The following is an 18,036-nucleotide window of genomic DNA, read 5'->3' as shown; positions in this document are numbered from 1 at the left end:
CTGTTCGCCTCTGTAGCGACAGCGCAGGAGGTATGAGTTGTTGTCGTACGGGCCGACCGCGACCTTGGTGATCACCAGGGCGGGGAGTTCGCGCACGTCGGGCGGGCCACCGACCATCACGTGTCCGTGGTAAGCCATAGCTCGGCTCCCTCTTCAGTCCGTCGCTTCGAATTCGAGCAGGTCGGCCGCATCGAAATCGGGGGAGCGGGGATCGACTGTCATAGGACCACTCTCCCGCAGTGGGGCGCGGCCATGCATCTCCGATCCGCGCATCCGGTCCGTGTCCGATCTTAGGTGTCCGACCCCGGTCAGAGTGGGGTTCCACGGGAACGGCGAAGCCTGTCGGTGGGTGCGCCTAGCATGTTTTCGGAGTGTCCCCACGCGGGCGGCGGTCCGGAAGTCCAGCGGGTATCGAGTCGGTGGGAACAGGGTCGGGAGCTAGGAGCCACGGTGTCGGACAAGCTGATCGTGCGTGGAGCGCGAGAGCACAACCTCAAGGACGTCTCGCTGGACCTGCCGCGCGACGCCCTCATCGTGTTCACCGGGTTGTCCGGCTCGGGCAAGTCCTCGCTCGCCTTCGACACGATCTTCGCCGAGGGGCAGCGCCGCTATGTCGAGTCGCTCTCGGCGTACGCGCGGCAGTTCCTGGGGCAGATGGACAAGCCCGACGTCGACTTCATCGAGGGCCTCTCGCCCGCCGTGTCCATCGACCAGAAGTCCACCTCGAAGAACCCGCGCTCCACCGTCGGCACCATCACCGAGGTCTACGACTACCTACGGCTCCTGTACGCGCGCGCCGGGCGGCCGCACTGCCCCCAGTGCGGGCGGCCGATCTCCCGCCAGGCCCCGCAGCAGATCGTCGAACGGGTGCTCGAGCTGGACGAGGGCACCCGTTTCCAGGTGCTCGCCCCGGTGATCCGCGAGCGCAAGGGCGAGTACGCCGACCTGTTCCGCGAGCTGCAGACCAAGGGTTACAGCCGGGCCCGGGTGGACGGCGTGGTGATCCAGCTCGCCGAGCCTCCGGTGCTCAAGAAGCAGGAGAAGCACACCATCGAGGTGATCGTCGACCGGCTCGCGGTCAAAGCCTCGGCCAAGCGGCGCCTCACCGACTCGATCGAGACCGCGCTGGGCCTGGCCGGCGGGATGATCACGCTGGACTTCGTCGACCTGCCCGAGGACGACCCGCAGCGCGAGCGGATGTACTCCGAGCACCTGTACTGCCCGTACGACGACATCTCCTTCGAGGAGCTCGAGCCGCGCTCCTTCTCGTTCAACTCGCCGTTCGGCGCCTGCCCCGAGTGCACCGGCCTCGGCATCCGGATGGAGGTCGACGAGGAGCTGATCATCCCCGACCCGGACCTGTCGATCAGCGGCGGCGCGATCGCCCCCTGGTCCGGCACCGGCCAGGCCTCCGACTACTTCGGCCACCTGCTCCAGGGACTGGCCGACGAGATCGGCTTCGACCTGGACACCCCCTGGCGCAAGCTGCCGCCGAAGGCCCGCAAGGCCGTCATGAGCGGCCACAACCACAAGGTGACGGTCAGCTACACCAACCGCTTCGGCCGCACCCGCTCCTACTCGACCGGCTTCGAGGGCGTCATCCCGTGGATCGAGCGCCGGCACGCCGAGGCCGAGTCGGACAGCGCCCGGGAGAAGCACGCGGGTTACATGCGCGAGGCGCCGTGCCCCGCCTGCAAGGGGACGCGCCTCAAGCCGCTGGTGCTCGCCGTGACCCTGGGGGAGGGCCCACAGCAGGCGGACGGTCCGCACAGCGGCGGCAAGTCGATCGCCGAGGTCGCCGCGATGCCGGTCGCCGAGTGCGCCGCCTTCCTCAAGGAGGTGAAGCTCTCGGCGCGCGAGGCGCAGATCGCCGAGCGGGTGCTCAAGGAGGTCAACGAGCGCCTGCAGTTCCTGGTCGACGTCGGCCTGGACTACCTGTCGCTGGACCGCGCCTCCGCCACCCTGGCCGGCGGTGAGGCGCAGCGCATCCGGCTGGCCACCCAGATCGGCTCCGGCCTGGTCGGCGTGCTGTACGTGCTCGACGAGCCGTCGATCGGGCTGCACCAGCGGGACAACCACCGGCTGATCGAGACCCTGGTGCGGCTGCGCAATCTCGGCAACACCCTGATCGTGGTCGAGCACGACGAGGACACCATCAAGGTCGCCGACTGGGTGGTGGACATCGGCCCGGGCGCGGGCGAGCACGGCGGGCACGTCGTCGTCTCCGGCCCGGTCTCCGACCTGCTCGACTCCGCGGAGTCGCTCACCGGCGCCTACCTGTCCGGCCGGATGCGCATCGAGATCCCGAAGCAGCGCCGGCAGATCGACCGCGGGCGGATGCTCGCGGTGCACGGCGCCCGCGAGCACAACCTCAAGGACATCGACGTCGCGTTCCCGCTGGGCTGCTTCGTCGCGGTCACCGGGGTGTCCGGGTCGGGCAAGTCGACCCTGGTCAACGACATCCTCTACACACACCTGGCGCGGGAGCTCAACGGCGCGCGGGCGGTCCCCGGGCGGCACACCCGGGTCACCGGCGTCGACCACCTCGACAAGGTGGTGCACGTGGACCAGTCGCCGATCGGCCGCACCCCGCGCTCGAACCCGGCCACCTACACCGGGGTGTTCGACCACATCCGGCGGCTGTTCGCGGAGACCGCCGAGGCGAAGGTGCGCGGCTACCAGCCCGGCCGGTTCTCGTTCAACGTCAAGGGCGGGCGCTGCGAGAACTGCCAGGGCGACGGCACCATCAAGATCGAGATGAACTTCCTGCCGGACGTCTACGTACCCTGCGAGGTCTGCCACGGCCGCCGGTACAACGAGCAGACGCTCCAGGTGCACTACAAGGGCAAGACGATCTCCGAGGTGCTGGAGATGCCGGTCGCCGAGGCGTTGGAGTTCTTCGAGCCGATCCCCGGCATCGCGCGGCACCTGAAGACCCTCAACGACGTCGGCCTCGGCTACGTCCGGCTCGGCCAGAGCGCCACCACGCTGTCCGGCGGCGAGGCGCAGCGGGTGAAGCTGGCCTCCGAGCTGCAGCGGCGCTCGACCGGCCGCACGGTCTACGTGCTGGACGAGCCGACCACCGGCCTGCACTTCGAGGACATCCGCAAGCTGCTCGGGGTTCTGGGGCGGCTGGTGGACACCGGCAACTCGGTGATCGTGATCGAGCACAACCTGGACGTGATCAAGACCGCCGACTGGATCGTGGACATGGGCCCGGAGGGCGGCCGGGGCGGCGGCACGGTGGTCGCCGAGGGAACACCCGAGCAGGTGGCCGCGATCAAGTCCTCGTACACCGGCCGGTTCCTGAAGGAGATCCTGGCGGCCTGAGCCGACCTCCCGGCGTGGCGTGAGGAGACGTCGGCGCAGTTCGCGGCCTGGCAGGTGAACCCTCGGTGTCGGCTCTTCCGTTTCCCGTGGGAGCGTGAGAGCGTCGATCCCGGCCGCGGCTAGGCCGGGCCTCGCGCCCTTTTTCGCGAAGGAGACGTCTCGACCCATGGCCGACGAACTGACCCGGTGCCAGATCGCCGACGAGCACAGCGCCGCTCCGTGCCGCGGGAACGGTGACCGGCCGGACGACTTCAGCAGGCGGGTGCTCCTGCGTACCGCCGGAGCGGGCGCCGCCGTCGCCGCGGTCGCGGTCGCGGCGGCCGCCTGCGGCAACTCCTCCAACAACCCGGCCAACCCGGCCAACCCGGCCAACGCGGCTGCGAACGGCGCAGTGACGGTGAGTACCTCGAGAATCCCGCTGAACGGCGGCGAGATCATCGCCAGCGCCCAGATCGTGATCACCCAGCCGGCCGCCGGCACCTACAAGGCCTTCAGCGCGATCTGCACGCACCAGGGCTGCACCGTCGCCGCCGTCGCCCACAACGTGATCCAGTGCCCCTGCCACGGCTCGCTGTTCAGCGCCTCAGACGGCTCGGTCATCCAAGGCCCGGCCCAGGCGCCGCTCGCCGCCAAGAACATCACTGTCTCCAACGGACAGATCACTGCGTCCTGAGTCGTGGCGTGACGGCGCCCCCCGGCGCGTCACCGAACCCGGGCGACTTGGCTGCGCCAGCCGCACCGACTGACACGCGAACGGCCGCCCGCCTCGGTCGCACTCCACCAAAGGTCTAGACCCTCTAGCCTCCCCGGCCCCGCGCTGTCACCCGCGCGCACTAGGGTGGGGATGTGACCGACCCGGCGACCTATCGACCGGCCCCCGGCTCCATCCCCACCCAGCCGGGGGTCTACCGCTTCCGCGACCCGCACGGGCGCGTCGTCTACGTGGGCAAGGCCAAGAGCCTGCGGTCGCGGCTGTCCAACTACTTCCAGGACCTCGCCGCGCTGCACCCACGGACCCAGGCGATGGTCACCACGGCGGCCTCGGTCGAATGGACGGTCGTGGCCACGGAGGTCGAGGCGCTCCAGCTCGAATACGCGTGGATCAAGGAGTTCGACCCCAAGTTCAACGTCCGCTACCGGGACGACAAGTCGTACCCCAGCCTCGCCGTGACCGTCGGCGAGGAGATCCCCCGGGTCCAGGTGATGCGCGGGCCCAAGCGCAAGGGCGTGCGCTACTTCGGCCCCTACGCCCATGCGTGGGCCATCCGGGAGACCGTGGACGCACTGCTGCGCGTCTTCCCGATGCGCAGCTGTTCCAATGGCGTATACCGCCGCGCGGAGCTCTCCGGCCGGCCCTGCCTGCTCGGCTACATCGGCAAGTGCTCAGCCCCCTGCGTCGGCCGGATCACGCCTGAGGACCACCGGCGGGTCGTGGACGACTTCTGCGCCTTCCTCGCCGGGCACACCGCCGCGTATACGAAGCGGCTGGAGACCGAGATGAAGCAGGCCGCGGCCGAGCTCGAGTTCGAGAAGGCCGCCCGGCTGCGCGACGACCTCGCCGCCTTGGAGCGGGTGCTCGAGCGCAATGCGATCGTGCTCGGCGACGGCACCGACGCCGACGTCGTGGGCATCAGCGAGGACGAACTCGAGGCCGCGGTCCAGGTCTTCCACGTGCGCGGCGGCCGGGTGCGCGGCCAGCGCGGCTGGGTGGTCGACCGGGTCGAGGAGCTGGACACCGGCGGCCTGGTCGAGCACTTCCTCCAGCAGCTCTACGGCGACCAGAGCGGCGAGGCCGTCCCGCGCGAGGTCATAGTGCCCGCGCTGCCGGAGGACTCCGCCGCCGTCGCCACCTGGCTCAGCACTCTGCGCGGGAACGGCGTCGAGCTGCGCGTTCCGCAGCGCGGCGACAAGCGGGCCCTGATGGAGACCGTCGAGCGCAACGCCAAGCAGGCCCTCGCCTTGCACAAGACAAAGCGTGCCTCCGACCTGACCACCCGCAGCCAGGCGCTGCAGGACATCGCCGACGCGCTCTGCATGGACCAGGCCCCGCTGCGCATCGAGTGCTACGACATCTCGAACCTGCAGGGCACGAACGTGGTCGCGTCGATGGTCGTGTTCGAGGACGGCCTGCCGCGCAAGTCCGAGTACCGCCGCTTCACCATCAAGAGCTTCGAGGGCCAGGACGACGTGCGCTCCATGCACGAGGTGCTGACCCGCCGCTTCCGCCGCTACCTCGCCGAGACCGCCAAGCGCGGCGAGGCGCTGATCCCGGCGGGGGAGCTCGGCGAGGACCCGGAGCCCGCGCCGGACCTCGAGGACGGCGACCGGCTCAGCCGCAGCGCCTATCCGCCCCAGCTGGTGCTCGTCGACGGCGGACCGCCCCAGGTGGCCGCCGCCGCGCGGGCCCTGGCCGAACTCGGCATCGACGAGGTCGCCGTCGCCGGCCTGGCCAAGCGGATGGAGGAGATCTGGCAGCCGGACCGCGAGGACCCGGTCATCCTGCCGCGCACCAGCGAGGCGTTGTACCTGCTCCAGCGCGTGCGCGACGAGGCGCACCGCTTCGCCATCACCTTCCACCGCCAGAAGCGGTCGAAGTCGATGACGGAAAGCGCGCTCGACGGGGTACCCGGTCTCGGTGAAGTGCGGCGCAAGGCGTTGGTCAAACACTTCGGATCGGTCAAGGCGCTCAAGGCCGCCTCGGCGGAGCAGCTCGCCGAGGTGCCCGGAATCGGTCCGGCCACCGCCGCGGCCATCGCCGAGGCCCTGGCCGCGGCGTCGTCCCGGCGCGCCGGGAAGGTCGTGGCCGTCAACACGGCGACCGGTGAGATCATCGAAGAGGGGGCGTGAAGCGCGCCGGGGGGCGACACTTGATTTGAGCATCCGAACACCAGGGGATGGGGTCCCGGCCCGGCCGGGAGCAGCCCCGACGCCGCAGCGGCACACCGAATCCAAGGGGGACGCGATGGAAATGGCGAACAGGGAAGAGGCAGAAGAGGAGCACACCGCGCCGGGCGGGGAGCCGCCCGAGCTCGTGGTGATCTCGGGCATGTCCGGGGCCGGCCGGTCCACCGCGGCCAAGGTCCTGGAGGACCTCGGCTGGTTCGTCGTGGACAACCTGCCGCCCAGCCTGATCCCGACCATGGTGGAGCTGGCCGCGCGCACGCAGGGCTCGGTGCCCCGCATCGCCGTCGTGGTCGACGTGCGCGGCCGCTCCTTCTTCGAGCACCTGCACGAAGCGCTCGGGCACATCGAGTCCGGCGGTCTGCGCCACCGGATCGTCTTCCTGGACTCCACGGACGACGTCCTGGTGCGGCGGTTCGAGAACGTCAGGCGCCCCCACCCGCTCCAGGGCGACGGCCGCATCACCGACGGCATCACCCGGGAGCGGGAACTGCTGCGCGAACTGCGCGGCGAGGCGGACGTGGTGATCGACACCTCGACCCGCAACGTGCACGAACTGCGCACGGCGCTGGAGAGCGTGTTCTCCGGCGAACGCGAGCCCGACCTGCGCGCCACCGTGATCTCGTTCGGGTTCAAATACGGGCTGCCGGTCGACGCCGACCTGGTGGTCGACTGCCGCTTCCTGCCCAATCCGCACTGGATCCCCGAGCTGCGCGCGCACACCGGCCTCGAGCCCGAAGTCAGCGGTTACGTCCTGGCCCAGCCTGGCGCCAAGGAGCTGCTGGAGTCGTACGGCGACGTCCTGCGCACCATCACCGCGGGATACCGAAGGGAGGGAAAGCGTTATCTGACCCTTGCGGTAGGGTGCACCGGCGGGAAACACCGTAGTGTCGCGATGGCCGAGCAGATCGCGGCGCGTCTGAACGACGACGGTGTGGACACCACAGTGGTCCACCGGGACATGGGACGCGAGTGATCGAAAGCAGCGCCGATGCTGCCGACGCGGCGACATCGGGTGGCAGCACGGGCAAACCCAGGGTGGTGGCTTTCGGCGGCGGGCACGGCTTGCACGCGTGTCTGTCCGCCCTGCGGCGGGTGACCGACCGGCTCACCGCCGTGGTGACAGTGGCCGACGACGGTGGTTCCAGCGGCCGGATCAGGCGGGAACTCGAAGTCCTTCCGCCGGGCGATCTGCGGATGGCGCTCGCCGCGCTGTGCGGCGACGACGAGTGGGGCCGCACCTGGGCCGGCGCCCTGCAACACCGCTTCTCCGGCACCGGCGAACTGGCCGGCCACGCGCTGGGCAATCTGCTGATCGTCGCGCTGTGGGAGCAGCTGCAGGACCCGGTCGGCGCGCTCGACCTGGTCGGCAGGCTGCTCGGGGCGCGCGGCCGGGTGCTGCCGATGTCCGCGGTCCCGCTGCACATCGAGGCGGTCGTCCGCGGCGCCAACCCCGCGCAGCCGGACGAGTTGTCCATGGTGCGCGGACAACACGCGCTGGCCAAGACGCCGGGCGAGGTGCTGTCAGTGCGTCTCCTGCCAGATGCCCCGCCCGCGGTACCCGAGGCGGTCGCGGCGATCCGCGAGGCGGACTGGGCGATCCTCGGACCCGGGTCCTGGTTCACCAGCGTGCTTCCGCACCTCCTGGTACCCGGGCTGGCAGAAGCGCTGATCTCGACTTCCGCTCGGCGGCTGCTCGTGCTCAACCTCGTGCCGCAGAAGGGCGAGACCGACGGCTACACCGCCGCCGACCATGTCGAGGTCCTGGCCGCGCACGCCCCGGCGCTGCAGCTGGACGCGGTCTTGGTGGACCCGTCCTCGATACGCTCGCGCGACGAGGCCGAACACCTCGCGAAGGCGGCGTCGGCCCTCGGTGCGCGGGTGCATATGGCGGAGGTCGCGGCGGACGGCGGCGTGCCGTACCACGACCCCGAGCGCCTGGCAGCGGCCCTGCGCGTGATCCTCGCCTGACCTGCGGACGGAGTCACGCACGGATCCCCGGCGCCCGGTGCCACCCCCGCGTATCCGCTTGGTGACTTTTGTCAACCGGCTGCCGATTGGCCCGTCCGAGTGTCATCCTGATCGGTGACGCGGAAGCGGGAACGGGAAGGCCCGGGGTGGGTGGGCCGTTACGCTACAGCGATGTGGGGGCACGTGATGGGACCGGCCGGCCTCCGGCCTGGCTGCCATTGGCGGGCTTTACGGGGATTTTCGAGGCGATGAGGAGGCCGCGAGGCGATGGCGATGACCGCGGCGGTAAAGGATGAGCTGAGCCGGCTCACCGTGGTGAAGCCCTGCTGCCGCAAGGCGGAGGCCGCGTCGCTGCTGCGGTTCGCCGGGTCGATCCACCTGGTGCAGGGCCGCATCGTGATCGAGGCCGAACTCGACACCGCCGCCGCGGCCCGGCGGCTGCGCAAGGACATCGCCGAGGTTTACGGGCACACCTCCGAGCTCGGCGTGATGGCGCCGGGCGGGCTGCGGCGCGGCAGCCGGTACATCGTGCGGGTGGTGAAGGACGGCGAGGCGCTGGCCAGGCAGACCGGCCTGGTGGACGGCTGGGGACGGCCGATCCGCGGCCTGCCGCCGCAGGTCGTCTCCGGCTCGGTGTGCGACGCGGAGGCGGCCTGGCGCGGGGCGTTCCTGGCGCACGGTTCGCTCACCGAGCCCGGGCGCTCCTCCGCGCTGGAGATCACCAGCCCCGGGCAGGAGGCGGCGCTGGCGCTGGTCGGCGCGGCCCGGCGGCTCGGCGTGTCGGCCAAGAACCGCGAGGTGCGGGGCGTCGACCGGGTCGTGGTCCGGGACGGCGACGCCATCGGCGCGCTGCTGACCAGGCTCGGCGCGCACGAGTCGGTGCTGGCCTGGGAGGAGCGGCGGATGCGCAGAGAGGTGCGCGCGACCGCCAACCGGCTGGCCAACTTCGACGACGCGAACCTGCGGCGTTCGGCCCGCGCCGCGGTGGCGGCGGGAGCGCGGGTCGGCCGGGCGCTGGAGATCCTCGGGGCTGAGGCGCCGGAGCACCTGGCGGTGGCGGGGCGGCTGCGGCTGGAGCACCGTCAGGCGTCCTTGGAGGAGCTGGGCGCGCTGGCCGAGCCGCCCTTGACGAAGGACGCGGTGGCCGGGCGCATCCGGCGGCTGCTGGCTCTGGCAGACCGTCGCGCGGCGGAGCTCGGCCTGCCCGGCACCGAGGCGAGCTTGACGCCCGAACTGTTCGCGGAGGCCGGGGTCGGCGCGGACTGAGAGCCGAGCGGGGTGCGGGGCTAAAGGGCCGCTATAACTGGCCTCGGGGTTCCGTCCGTTTCAAGATGACCGCCCGTCTTAAAGCGGGATGCGAAAGCGGGTCGGCACCGGTCGCCGCCACTGGTCGCATGCCGATTAACCTGCGTTGAAGTCCCGGCATGTGCGCCCGCATCAGTTCACTGTGATTTCCGTCCGCGGACGCGGTGTGGGGATGAGCACGTTTGGGCGTAATCGTCCCAGCCGCTGAGACGGATGTGACCCCAAGAAGCGCTTTAGAGTTTCTCGTCACCCCCGTGCTACCAGCTGGTAATACCAAAATCCGGGCCGGTTCGCACCGCGCCGACCGGCCACGGTAGGTTGAGACAGAATCCACAGACTGAACACCACCAGCAGCCGGGTGGCGGGGGCCCCGCAGCCCGGCGCGGAGGAGCGAGGAGACCGGTTCGTGACGACCCGCGTTGGCATCAACGGCTTCGGCCGCATCGGCCGCAACTTCTTCCGGGCCACCCTGGCCTCCGGCGCCGACATCGAGATCGTCGGCATCAACGACATCACCAAGCCGGAGATCCTGGCCCACTTCCTCAAGTACGACACCAACCTCGGCCGCTTCCCGGGCACCGTCGAGGCCACCGAGGCCGGCCTGGTCATCAACGGCAAGGAGATCAAGGTCGTCTCCGAGCGGGACCCGGCCGCGCTGCCGTGGAAGGAGCTCGGCGCCGACGTCGTCGTCGAGTCCACCGGCCTGTTCACCAAGGCGGAGGACGCCCGCAAGCACATCGACGCGGGCGCGCAGAAGGTCATCATCTCCGCGCCGGCCACCGGCGAGGACATCACGATCGTGATGGGCATCAACGAGAACAACTACGACGCCGCCCAGCACCACGTGATCTCGAACGCCTCCTGCACAACCAACTGCCTGGCCCCGCTGGTCAAGGTCCTGCTCGACGAGTTCGGCATCGAGAAGGGCCTGATGACCACGATCCACGCGTACACCACCGAGCAGCAGCTGCTCGACCAGATCGCGCTGACCCGCAAGGGCACCATCGACCTGCGCCGCGCCCGCGCCGCCGCCCAGTCGATCATCCCCACCTCCACCGGGGCCGCCCGCGCCATCTCGCTGGTCATCCCGGAGGTCAAGGGCAAGCTGGACGGCTTCGCGTTCCGCGTGCCGGTCCCGGTGGGCTCGGTCACCGACCTGACCGTCGACCTGTCCCGCGAGACCACCAAGGAAGAGGTCAACGCGGCGTTCAAGAAGGCGTCGCAGGAGGGCCCGCTCAAGGGCTTCTTGACCTACACCGAGGACGAGATCGTCTCCTCGGACATCGTCACCGACGCCTCCTCCTGCACCTTCGACTCGAAGCTGACGCTCGTGCAGGGCGCCCAGGCCAAGGTCGTCGGCTGGTATGACAACGAGTGGGGCTACTCGAACCGCCTGATCGACCTGATCAAGCACGTCGGCGCCCAGCTGTAACCAGCGGCGTCCCGCGACGTGGACGCACCGTGGCTCGAGGCCCGCGGACACCGCCGGTGTTCCGCGGGCCTCTGCCTGACCAGCCCGCCCACACCCTAGGGCGGGATCCCGTACGCACTGCGCGCAGCCCTATCCCTATCGGGAGTAGCGATGAAGACGATTGACGATCTCGAGGTCTCGGGCAAGCGGGTCCTGGTCCGCGCCGACCTCAACGTGCCCCTCGACGGCACCCGCATCACCGACGACGGCCGCATCCGCGCCTCCGTGCCCACCCTCAAGACGCTGCTCGAGCGCGGCGCGAAGGTGATCGTCACCGCGCACCTTGGCCGGCCGAAGGGCGATCCGGAGGGCGACAAGAAGTACTCGCTCGCCCCCGTGGCGGTGCGCCTGTCCGAGCTGCTCGGCGCCCCGGTCGCCTTCGCCGCCGACACGGTCGGCGAGTCCGCCAAGGCAACCGTCGCGGCGCTCAAGGACGGCGAGATCGCGCTGCTCGAGAACGTCCGCTTCAACCCGGCCGAGACCAGCAAGGACGCCGTGGAGCGGGGCAAGTTCGCCGACCAGCTCGCCGCGTTCGCCGACCTGTTCGTCTCCGACGGCTTCGGCGCCGTGCACCGCCGCCACGCCTCCGTCTACGACGTCGCCGAGGATCTGCCCAACGCCGCCGGATACCTCATCACCGCCGAGCTGAACGTGCTCAAGCGGCTGACCGAGAACGTCGAGCGGCCCTACGTGGTCGTGCTCGGCGGCTCGAAGGTCTCCGACAAGCTCGGCGTCATCGACAACCTGCTGGACAAGGCCGACCGGATCCTGATCGGCGGCGGCATGGTGTTCACCTTCCTCAAGGCCCAGGGGCACGAGGTCGGCAAGTCGCTGCTGGAGGAGGACCAGCTCGACACCGTGCGCGGCTACCTGGAGCGGGCCAAGGACAGCGGCGTGGAGATCGTGCTGCCGGTCGACGTGGTCGCCGCCACCGCGTTCGCCGCGGACGCCGAGCACGACGTCGTCGCGGCCGACGCTATCCCGGCCGATCGCCTCGGCCTGGACATCGGCCCGGAGTCCGGGAAGCTGTTCGCGGCCAAGCTCGCCGGCGTCAAGACGGTGTTCTGGAATGGCCCGATGGGCGTGTTCGAGATGGAGCCCTACGCCGCCGGCACCCGCGCCGTCGCGCAGGGCCTGATCGACTCGGGCGCCTTCACCGTCGTCGGCGGCGGCGACTCGGCCGCGGCCGTGCGCGCGCTCGGCTTCGACGAGGCCGCCTTCGGCCACATCTCCACCGGCGGCGGCGCCTCGCTCGAGTACCTGGAGGGCAAGGACCTGCCCGGCATCTCCGTCCTGGAAGGCTGAACCGGAGCCATGGCTCAGAACTCCCGCACCCCGCTGATGGCGGGCAACTGGAAGATGAACCTCAACCACTTCGAGGCCATCGCGCACGTCCAGAAGCTCGCCTTCTCGCTCACCGACAAGGACTTCGCCGCCGTCGAGGTCGCCGTGCTGGCCCCGTTCACCGACCTGCGCTCGGTGCAGACCCTGGTGGACGGCGACAAGCTGAAGATCAAGTACGGCGCGCAGGACGTGTCCGAGCACGCCGGCGGCGCGTACACCGGCGACGTGTCCGCGGCGATGCTGGCCAAGCTCGGCTGCTCGTACGCCATCGTCGGGCACTCGGAGCGGCGCCAGTACCACAACGAGACCGACGCGCTCGTCGCGGCCAAGGCCAGGGCGGCGCTCGGCAGCGGCGTGGTCCCGATCGTCTGCGTCGGCGAGGGCCTGGACATTCGCAAGTCCGGCGAGCACGTCGGGCACACGCTGGCCCAGCTCAAGGGCTCGCTCGAGGGGCTCAGCGCCAAGCAGGTCGAGCAGTGCGTGATCGCGTACGAGCCGGTCTGGGCGATCGGCACCGGCGAGGTGGCGACCCCGGCGGACGCGCAGGAGGTCATCGGCGCGATCCGGGGCTTCGTCGACGGGACATACGGCGCCGAGGTGGCCGAGAAGCTGCGCGTCCTGTACGGCGGCTCGGTCAAGGGCTCGAACGCGGCCGGGATCATGGCCGAGAAGGACGTGGACGGGGCGCTGATCGGCGGCGCCTCCCTCGATGCCGAGGACTTCGTGCGCATCGTGCGCTACCGCGACCACATCACGGCCTCGTGAGCTGCGGCGTCCCGGTCGGATGTGCGAACATCCGGCCGGGACGCCGGGCCCTCGGCAGTCGCTGTGCAGTCGCCGATCAGCGCCACTGGCCCGCGAGCCGCCCGCACAGGTACGCTGCATCCGTCGTATGGAGAAACCGCGCCCGGTACCGCCGGTCGTAGAGAGAAGAGCCGTCCGTGGTCATCGCGCTCGAGGTGGTCCTCGCGATCACCAGCCTGCTGCTGATCGTCTTCGTCCTGCTGCACAAGGGCAAGGGCGGCGGCCTGTCCGACATGTTCGGCGGCGGCTTCACGTCCCAGCACGGCGGCTCCTCGGTGGTGGAGAAGAACCTCGACCGGATCACGATCGTGCTCGCGGTGGTCTGGATCGCCACGATCGTCGGCCTCGGGATCTACTACAAGCCGTAGGCCCGCCCGGCGTCTGCTCGACGCCGCCACCCTGACGCGCCGTCATCGTCTCCCCGTACCGGGAACGTGACGGCGTGTAGTATTTGATGACAAATCGCGGTGCGGTTCGCGTGCAACCGATCCGACCCCCGCACACGTCTCCGTTTTCGCTCGTACACTGGTGCATCGCGCACCGTACGGGCGAGGAACGATCCTGGCAGGGAGACGAACAGTGGCTAGTGGCAACGCGATTCGCGGAAGTCGGGTCGGGGCCGGCCCCATGGGGGAAGCCGAGCGCGGCGAGACGGCCCCGCGGATCTGGATAAGCTTCTACTGCTGCAACGGCCATGAGACCAAGCCGAGCTTCGCGTCCGAGGCCCAGATCCCGGACACCTGGGACTGCCCCCGCTGCGGCTTCCCGGCCGGTCCGGACCGCGAAAACCCCCCGGCGCCGCCCCGCACCGAGCCGTACAAGACGCACCTGGCCTACGTCCGCGAGCGGCGCTCCGACGAGGACGGCGAGGCGATCCTGGCCGAGGCCCTGGCCAAGCTGCGCGGCGAGGCCTGACCCGCGCTCCCGCCCGCTGCGCCGTACCCGGCGCGGCGTAAGATCGCAGCCATGAGCGCGGACGCCGGAGCAGAGGTAGTCGACCGGTTTCAGCGGTTCATCGACCGAGAGGTGCGCGAATCCTCGCCCCTCTACACGCGTCTCGCGCAGCATGTGGCCGACAGTGTGGCCGAGGGGGGTCTGTTCGAGGGGGTTCTGGCGGCGGCTCCCGAGCGCCAGCGGATTCCGAACCTCTTGTTCGCGGCTGTTCAGCGCGTCCTGTTCGACGAGCCAGACGACGACCTCGCCGCGTACTATCCCTCCGTCGGCGGCCACCGAGGCCCGGACGACGAGCTCCCGCAGGTCTTCGACGCGTTCGTCTCCGCGCACCGCGCTCGCATCGAGGCGCTGCTGTCCACCGGCGAGACGCAAACCAACGAGGTGCTGCGCGCCGCACCGTTGTTCCCCGCGTTCGGTTGGGCGCAGGCGTGCACCCGCCGCCCGCTCGGCCTGATCGAGGCGGGGTCGAGCGCGGGTCTCCTCCTGCACGCCGACCGCTACGCCTACGTATACGAGTTCGAAGACGGGACGGAGCTGCGAGCGGGATCGGGAGAGGCGCACGGCGTGCCCACGCTGCGCACCGAGGCCGAGGGAGAGCCGACGGCAGCGGCGAAGGCGCTGGAACCGTTCGTGTCCAAGGAACTGCGCATCGCGTCGAGGGTCGGCCTGGACATCAACCCGCTCGGCCCCGACGACCCCGAACACGTCGCCTGGCTGCGGGCGCTGGTCTGGCCCGAACACACCGAGCGCCGGGCAAGACTCGAGGCCGCCCTCGCCCACGCCGCACGGCGACCGGTACGTCTCCGCAAAGGCGACGCGCTGCGCATCCTGCCCGACGCCGTGGACTCGGTGCCGCGCAACGCGATCCCGTGCGTGTTCGTCTCCAACACGATCCCGCACTGGTCGCAAGAAGGCCGCGCCGACTTCGCCGCGCTCATCCGGAGCCTCGGCGCGCGCCGCGACCTGGTCTGCATCATGAAGGAGGCGCACCAGGCCGGCCTCGGACTGTTCACCAGCAGGCCCGACGAGCACGCCCCGGACGGCGTCACCCCGTTCGAAGTCCTCGCCGCGGCCGTGTACCTCGGCGGTCAGGAGCGCCTTTTCCGCCTCGGCAACGTCCGGATGCACGGCGCCGGCCTGGAGTGGTCCCCGGTCCCCGTGGCCCACTGAATCCGGCAGCCCGCTCCAGGAGACGCGTTTCGCGCGCTAGGCGGGAGCTTCCACCGGCAGGCTCAGGGCCGTCGCCGCGCCTGCCAGCCGCTTGTCATACGTGACGAACGCGCTGATCGCCGAGCGCAGACTGTCGGCCGTGGCGAGGTGGATGGCGTCGAGGCTTCGCAAGAGCGGGTCGCCGATCACCTCAGCGCTGCTTGCGACCTCGTCCATACCGATCAGCGCGATTCCCGAGAGCAGGAGACGCGCGCGATCGATCCTGTCGGGAGCGTGGCGGGTGACGGTCCGGAGCAACTCGATGCGCAGCAGGCGGGACGAGACCCGCGGCATGGCGGACCGCTCGGCGATCCAGAGTTCCAGCGCCGCGGTTTCAGCTTCCGGAGCGACGAGTTTGAGGACCGCGGACGTGTCAAGGTAGATCATCAGTACCTTTCCTCGTCTCGTGCCTGGAGCAACGCGTCGGAAAGGCTGATGTCGCCGTGCGCGGACTCCCGCGGAGGTGTCGGCGGTATCGGGCCCGGGGCGGCTGCCGGGATCGCCCGCCCTCGCGCGATCAGCTCGTCAAGGAGGGGGACACCGGTTACCGGTGTATCCGGCACCAGCCGCGCGACCGGCCGCCCGTACTCGGTGACGACGATGGACTCGCCGGCTTTGACGCGTTCCAGAACGCGCGCCGTCTGCTGGTTGAGTTCGCTGACTGTGACCGTGGCCATGCCGCCATTCTACTAGGAACTAGTAGAACTGTCAGCGTGAATTGGGCGGGGTGGTCCAGAGCAGGGGACAGGGGGATGGAGTGGTGAAGAGTTGTGAGAGGTGGGAGAAACGAAGGCGCCGACCACGAGGTGGTCGGCGCCCTTCGTCGCTGTGGATCGCGGTGGTCAGGCGGTGTGGTCAGGGTGAGGCGATGCGGTTCAGGCCCGGCGGCAGCTCCGACGCGCACGCGCGGTCAAGCAGCCACAGGGTTCTGACTCGGCCGAGCGCTCCGGCCGCCGGGACCTGCACCCGGCCCGCGCCGGACAGCGCCATGTGTGCCGCCGCGGCCTTCTCCGCCCCCGCCGCCACCACCCACACCTCGCGCGAGCCTTCGATGGCGCGGAAGGTCAGCGACAGGCGGTTCGGCGGCGGCTTGGGGGAGTTGTGCACGGCGATGACCGACGGCCCCTCCTCGTAGACCCCGGGGTGTTCGGGGAAGAGGGAGGCGATGTGGCCGTCCGGGCCCATGCCGAACAGCGACAGGTCGAACTCCGGCACGTCGGCGCCGTGCGGCGCGTGGCGGGCCAGCTCGGCGGCGTACCGCTCGGCGGCCGCCTCCGCGTTCGCGCCGTCCGGGCCGTCCGTGGCGGGCATCGCGTGCACTCGGTCCGGGTCGAGATCGAGCTGGTCCAGCAGCGCGTCACGGGCCTGGGTGTCGTTGCGCTCCTTGTCTCCGGCGGGCAGGAACCGCTCGTCGCCCCACCACAGGTGTACCCGCCGCCAGTCCACCGCGACCCGGGCCGGCAGCTCCGCGACCGCGGCCAGCGAGCCGATGCCGACGGTGCCGCCGGTCAGCACGAGGTGGGCCTCGTCCTTCGCGGCGAGCACGTCGACCAGCTTCGTCACCAGCCGCGCAGCCACCGCCGCGGCGAGAAGCGGCGCGTCCCGGTGGACGATGAGCTCGGGGGTGGCGCCTCGGACAGTCAAACGGAATCCTCCTTCGAGCCCTTGTCACCCTTGCCCGGCCCGTCGGACGAGGTGGACGCGGCCGCGCCGGCGGCGGACTCGGCCCCGCTGAGCTGCGCGGCCTCCTTCGCCGCGCGCTCGACCGTCGGCCCGGCCACCTTCAACGGCTCGGTGAACGGGATGTCGATGTTCTCCAGCAGCCGGGCGTAGACGTCGTCCGGGTCGAGCCGGCGCAGCTCCTCGGCGATCAGCTCGGCGGTCTCCCGGCGCTTGAGCGCGACCGGGCGGTCCGGCTGGCCGGGGACCGAGAGGGTGGCCAGCTCGCCGTCCGGGCGGGTCAGCGAGATCGGGCCGTCCTCGGTCTGCAGCGTCACCCCGGTGATGCCCGGGCCCTCGTCGGCGGTCCGGGTCACCGGCACGCCGAGCCGCTGGCGCAGCCACACCGCCAGCACCTTCGCCGACGGGTTGCCCTCCTCGCCCGAGACGGACGCGCCGGTCACCTTGCGCGGGAACTGGTCCAGCGCGGCGGCCAGCATCGAGCGCCAGGGGGTCAGCCGGGTCCACGCCAGGTCGGTGTCGCCGGGGGTGTAGCCGGCGGCGCGCGCCCTCATCTTCTGCATCGGCTTGTGGAACTCGGCTGCGTCGGTGATGCGCCGCTGCGCGAACGCCCCGAGCGGGTCGTCCTTCGGCACGTCCGGGCCGTCGTCCGGCCACCAGGTGACCACGGGGACGTCCGGGAGCAGCAGGGGCAGCACGACGGAGTCGGCGTGCGCTGACAGCTCGCCGTACAGGCGCAGCACGATGACTTCGCCGGGGCCGGTCTCGTCGCCGACCCGCACTTCGGCGTCCAGGCGGGTGCGGGCCACCTCCGGCCGCCCCACGACCACGATGATGCGGGAGGGGTGCTCCCGCGCGGCCTGGCTGGCCGCCTTCATCGCGTCGTAGTGGTGCCGCTCCTCGGTGGCGATGATGAGGGTGAGCACCGCGCCCGTGGTCGGCGAGCCGGCTCTGCGGCGCGCCTGGACGAGCGTCGAGGCGATCTTGCTCGCGGTCGTGTCGGTAAGGTCCAGGATCACGGCTGACGCTCCCCGGCGCTCGCGGTGTGGGTCGGGTTCAGGCTGCGG

At 70.7% G+C, this 18,036-nt stretch carries 15 protein-coding genes and 2 pseudogenes; 12 read left to right on the top strand and 5 right to left on the bottom strand.

Features of this window, described 5'->3' with window-relative positions; translation table 11 throughout:
* Positions 1–138: pseudogene (locus VGZ32_RS28515) on the bottom strand (MBL fold metallo-hydrolase); the annotation flags it as partial.
* A gap of 312 nt (positions 139–450) precedes the next feature.
* On the opposite strand from VGZ32_RS28515, the pseudogene uvrA reads away from it, so the two are divergent.
* The 12 genes and pseudogenes from uvrA to VGZ32_RS00075 all read left to right on the top strand — a co-directional run.
* Positions 451–3,327 (top strand): annotated as a pseudogene (gene uvrA / locus VGZ32_RS00130) (excinuclease ABC subunit UvrA); the annotation flags it as partial.
* Between the two features lie 169 nt (positions 3,328–3,496).
* Positions 3,497–4,003 carry a Rieske (2Fe-2S) protein gene (locus VGZ32_RS00125; RefSeq protein WP_326883651.1) on the top strand — a complete coding sequence of 169 codons (507 nt, stop codon included), beginning with the start codon at positions 3,497–3,499 and terminating at the stop codon, positions 4,001–4,003.
* A 173-nt stretch (positions 4,004–4,176) separates the two neighbouring features.
* Positions 4,177–6,177 (top strand): excinuclease ABC subunit UvrC, encoded by a 2,001-nt coding sequence (gene uvrC, locus VGZ32_RS00120; protein ID WP_326883650.1) that lies wholly within the window; start codon positions 4,177–4,179, stop codon positions 6,175–6,177.
* Positions 6,178–6,292: 115 nt separating this feature from the next.
* Positions 6,293–7,207, top strand: coding sequence for an RNase adapter RapZ (gene rapZ, locus VGZ32_RS00115; protein WP_326883649.1), 915 nt, complete (start codon positions 6,293–6,295; stop codon positions 7,205–7,207).
* The gene (locus VGZ32_RS00110; RefSeq protein WP_326883648.1) at positions 7,204–8,202 is read left to right on the top strand and encodes a uridine diphosphate-N-acetylglucosamine-binding protein YvcK; all 999 of its coding nucleotides are present in this window, start codon (positions 7,204–7,206) and stop codon (positions 8,200–8,202) included. The genes rapZ and VGZ32_RS00110 overlap by 4 nt, the downstream gene beginning before the upstream one ends.
* Positions 8,203–8,469: 267 nt before the next feature.
* On the top strand, positions 8,470–9,468 hold the full coding sequence (whiA, locus tag VGZ32_RS00105) for a DNA-binding protein WhiA (RefSeq protein ID WP_349263421.1): 999 nt from the start codon (positions 8,470–8,472) through the stop codon (positions 9,466–9,468).
* 445 nt (positions 9,469–9,913) lie between these two features.
* Positions 9,914–10,939: a type I glyceraldehyde-3-phosphate dehydrogenase gene (gap, locus tag VGZ32_RS00100; RefSeq protein WP_326883646.1), complete on the top strand. Its 1,026-nt coding sequence runs from the start codon at positions 9,914–9,916 to the stop codon at positions 10,937–10,939.
* A gap of 150 nt (positions 10,940–11,089) precedes the next feature.
* Entirely contained in the window at positions 11,090–12,283 is a 1,194-nt protein-coding gene (locus VGZ32_RS00095) for a phosphoglycerate kinase (protein ID WP_326883645.1), read from the top strand.
* A 9-nt stretch (positions 12,284–12,292) separates the two neighbouring features.
* Positions 12,293–13,087: a triose-phosphate isomerase gene (gene tpiA / locus VGZ32_RS00090; protein ID WP_326883644.1), complete on the top strand. Its 795-nt coding sequence runs from the start codon at positions 12,293–12,295 to the stop codon at positions 13,085–13,087.
* 176 nt (positions 13,088–13,263) lie between these two features.
* Positions 13,264–13,494 (top strand): preprotein translocase subunit SecG, encoded by a 231-nt coding sequence (gene secG / locus VGZ32_RS00085; protein WP_326883643.1) that lies wholly within the window; start codon positions 13,264–13,266, stop codon positions 13,492–13,494.
* A gap of 211 nt (positions 13,495–13,705) precedes the next feature.
* Positions 13,706–14,041, top strand: coding sequence for an RNA polymerase-binding protein RbpA (locus VGZ32_RS00080; protein ID WP_326883642.1), 336 nt, complete (start codon positions 13,706–13,708; stop codon positions 14,039–14,041).
* Positions 14,042–14,092: 51 nt separating this feature from the next.
* Entirely contained in the window at positions 14,093–15,250 is a 1,158-nt protein-coding gene (locus VGZ32_RS00075) for a DUF2332 domain-containing protein (RefSeq protein ID WP_326883641.1), read from the top strand.
* Positions 15,251–15,286: 36 nt separating this feature from the next.
* On the opposite strand, the gene VGZ32_RS00070 is transcribed toward VGZ32_RS00075, so the two are convergent.
* From VGZ32_RS00070 to opcA, 4 genes are all read right to left on the bottom strand, one after another.
* Entirely contained in the window at positions 15,287–15,676 is a 390-nt protein-coding gene (locus tag VGZ32_RS00070; RefSeq protein ID WP_326883640.1) for a type II toxin-antitoxin system VapC family toxin, read from the bottom strand.
* Positions 15,676–15,966, bottom strand: a complete 291-nt coding sequence (locus tag VGZ32_RS00065; RefSeq protein WP_326883639.1) for a type II toxin-antitoxin system prevent-host-death family antitoxin — start codon at positions 15,964–15,966, stop codon at positions 15,676–15,678. The genes VGZ32_RS00070 and VGZ32_RS00065 overlap by 1 nt, the downstream gene beginning before the upstream one ends.
* Before the next feature lie 178 nt (positions 15,967–16,144).
* Positions 16,145–16,933, bottom strand: a complete 789-nt coding sequence (pgl, locus tag VGZ32_RS00060) for a 6-phosphogluconolactonase (protein WP_326883638.1) — start codon at positions 16,931–16,933, stop codon at positions 16,145–16,147.
* Complete coding sequence (gene opcA, locus VGZ32_RS00055) at positions 16,930–17,988, bottom strand: glucose-6-phosphate dehydrogenase assembly protein OpcA (RefSeq protein WP_326883637.1); 1,059 nt, start codon at positions 17,986–17,988, stop codon at positions 16,930–16,932. Before opcA ends, pgl begins: the two co-directional genes overlap by 4 nt.
* Between the last annotated feature and the right edge of the window lie 48 nt (positions 17,989–18,036).

Source organism: Actinocrinis sp. (assembly GCF_035938995.1).
Classification (GTDB): Bacteria; Actinomycetota; Actinomycetes; order Streptomycetales; family Catenulisporaceae; genus DASZGI01.
This window is presented reverse-complemented; position numbering and strand designations above follow the sequence as displayed.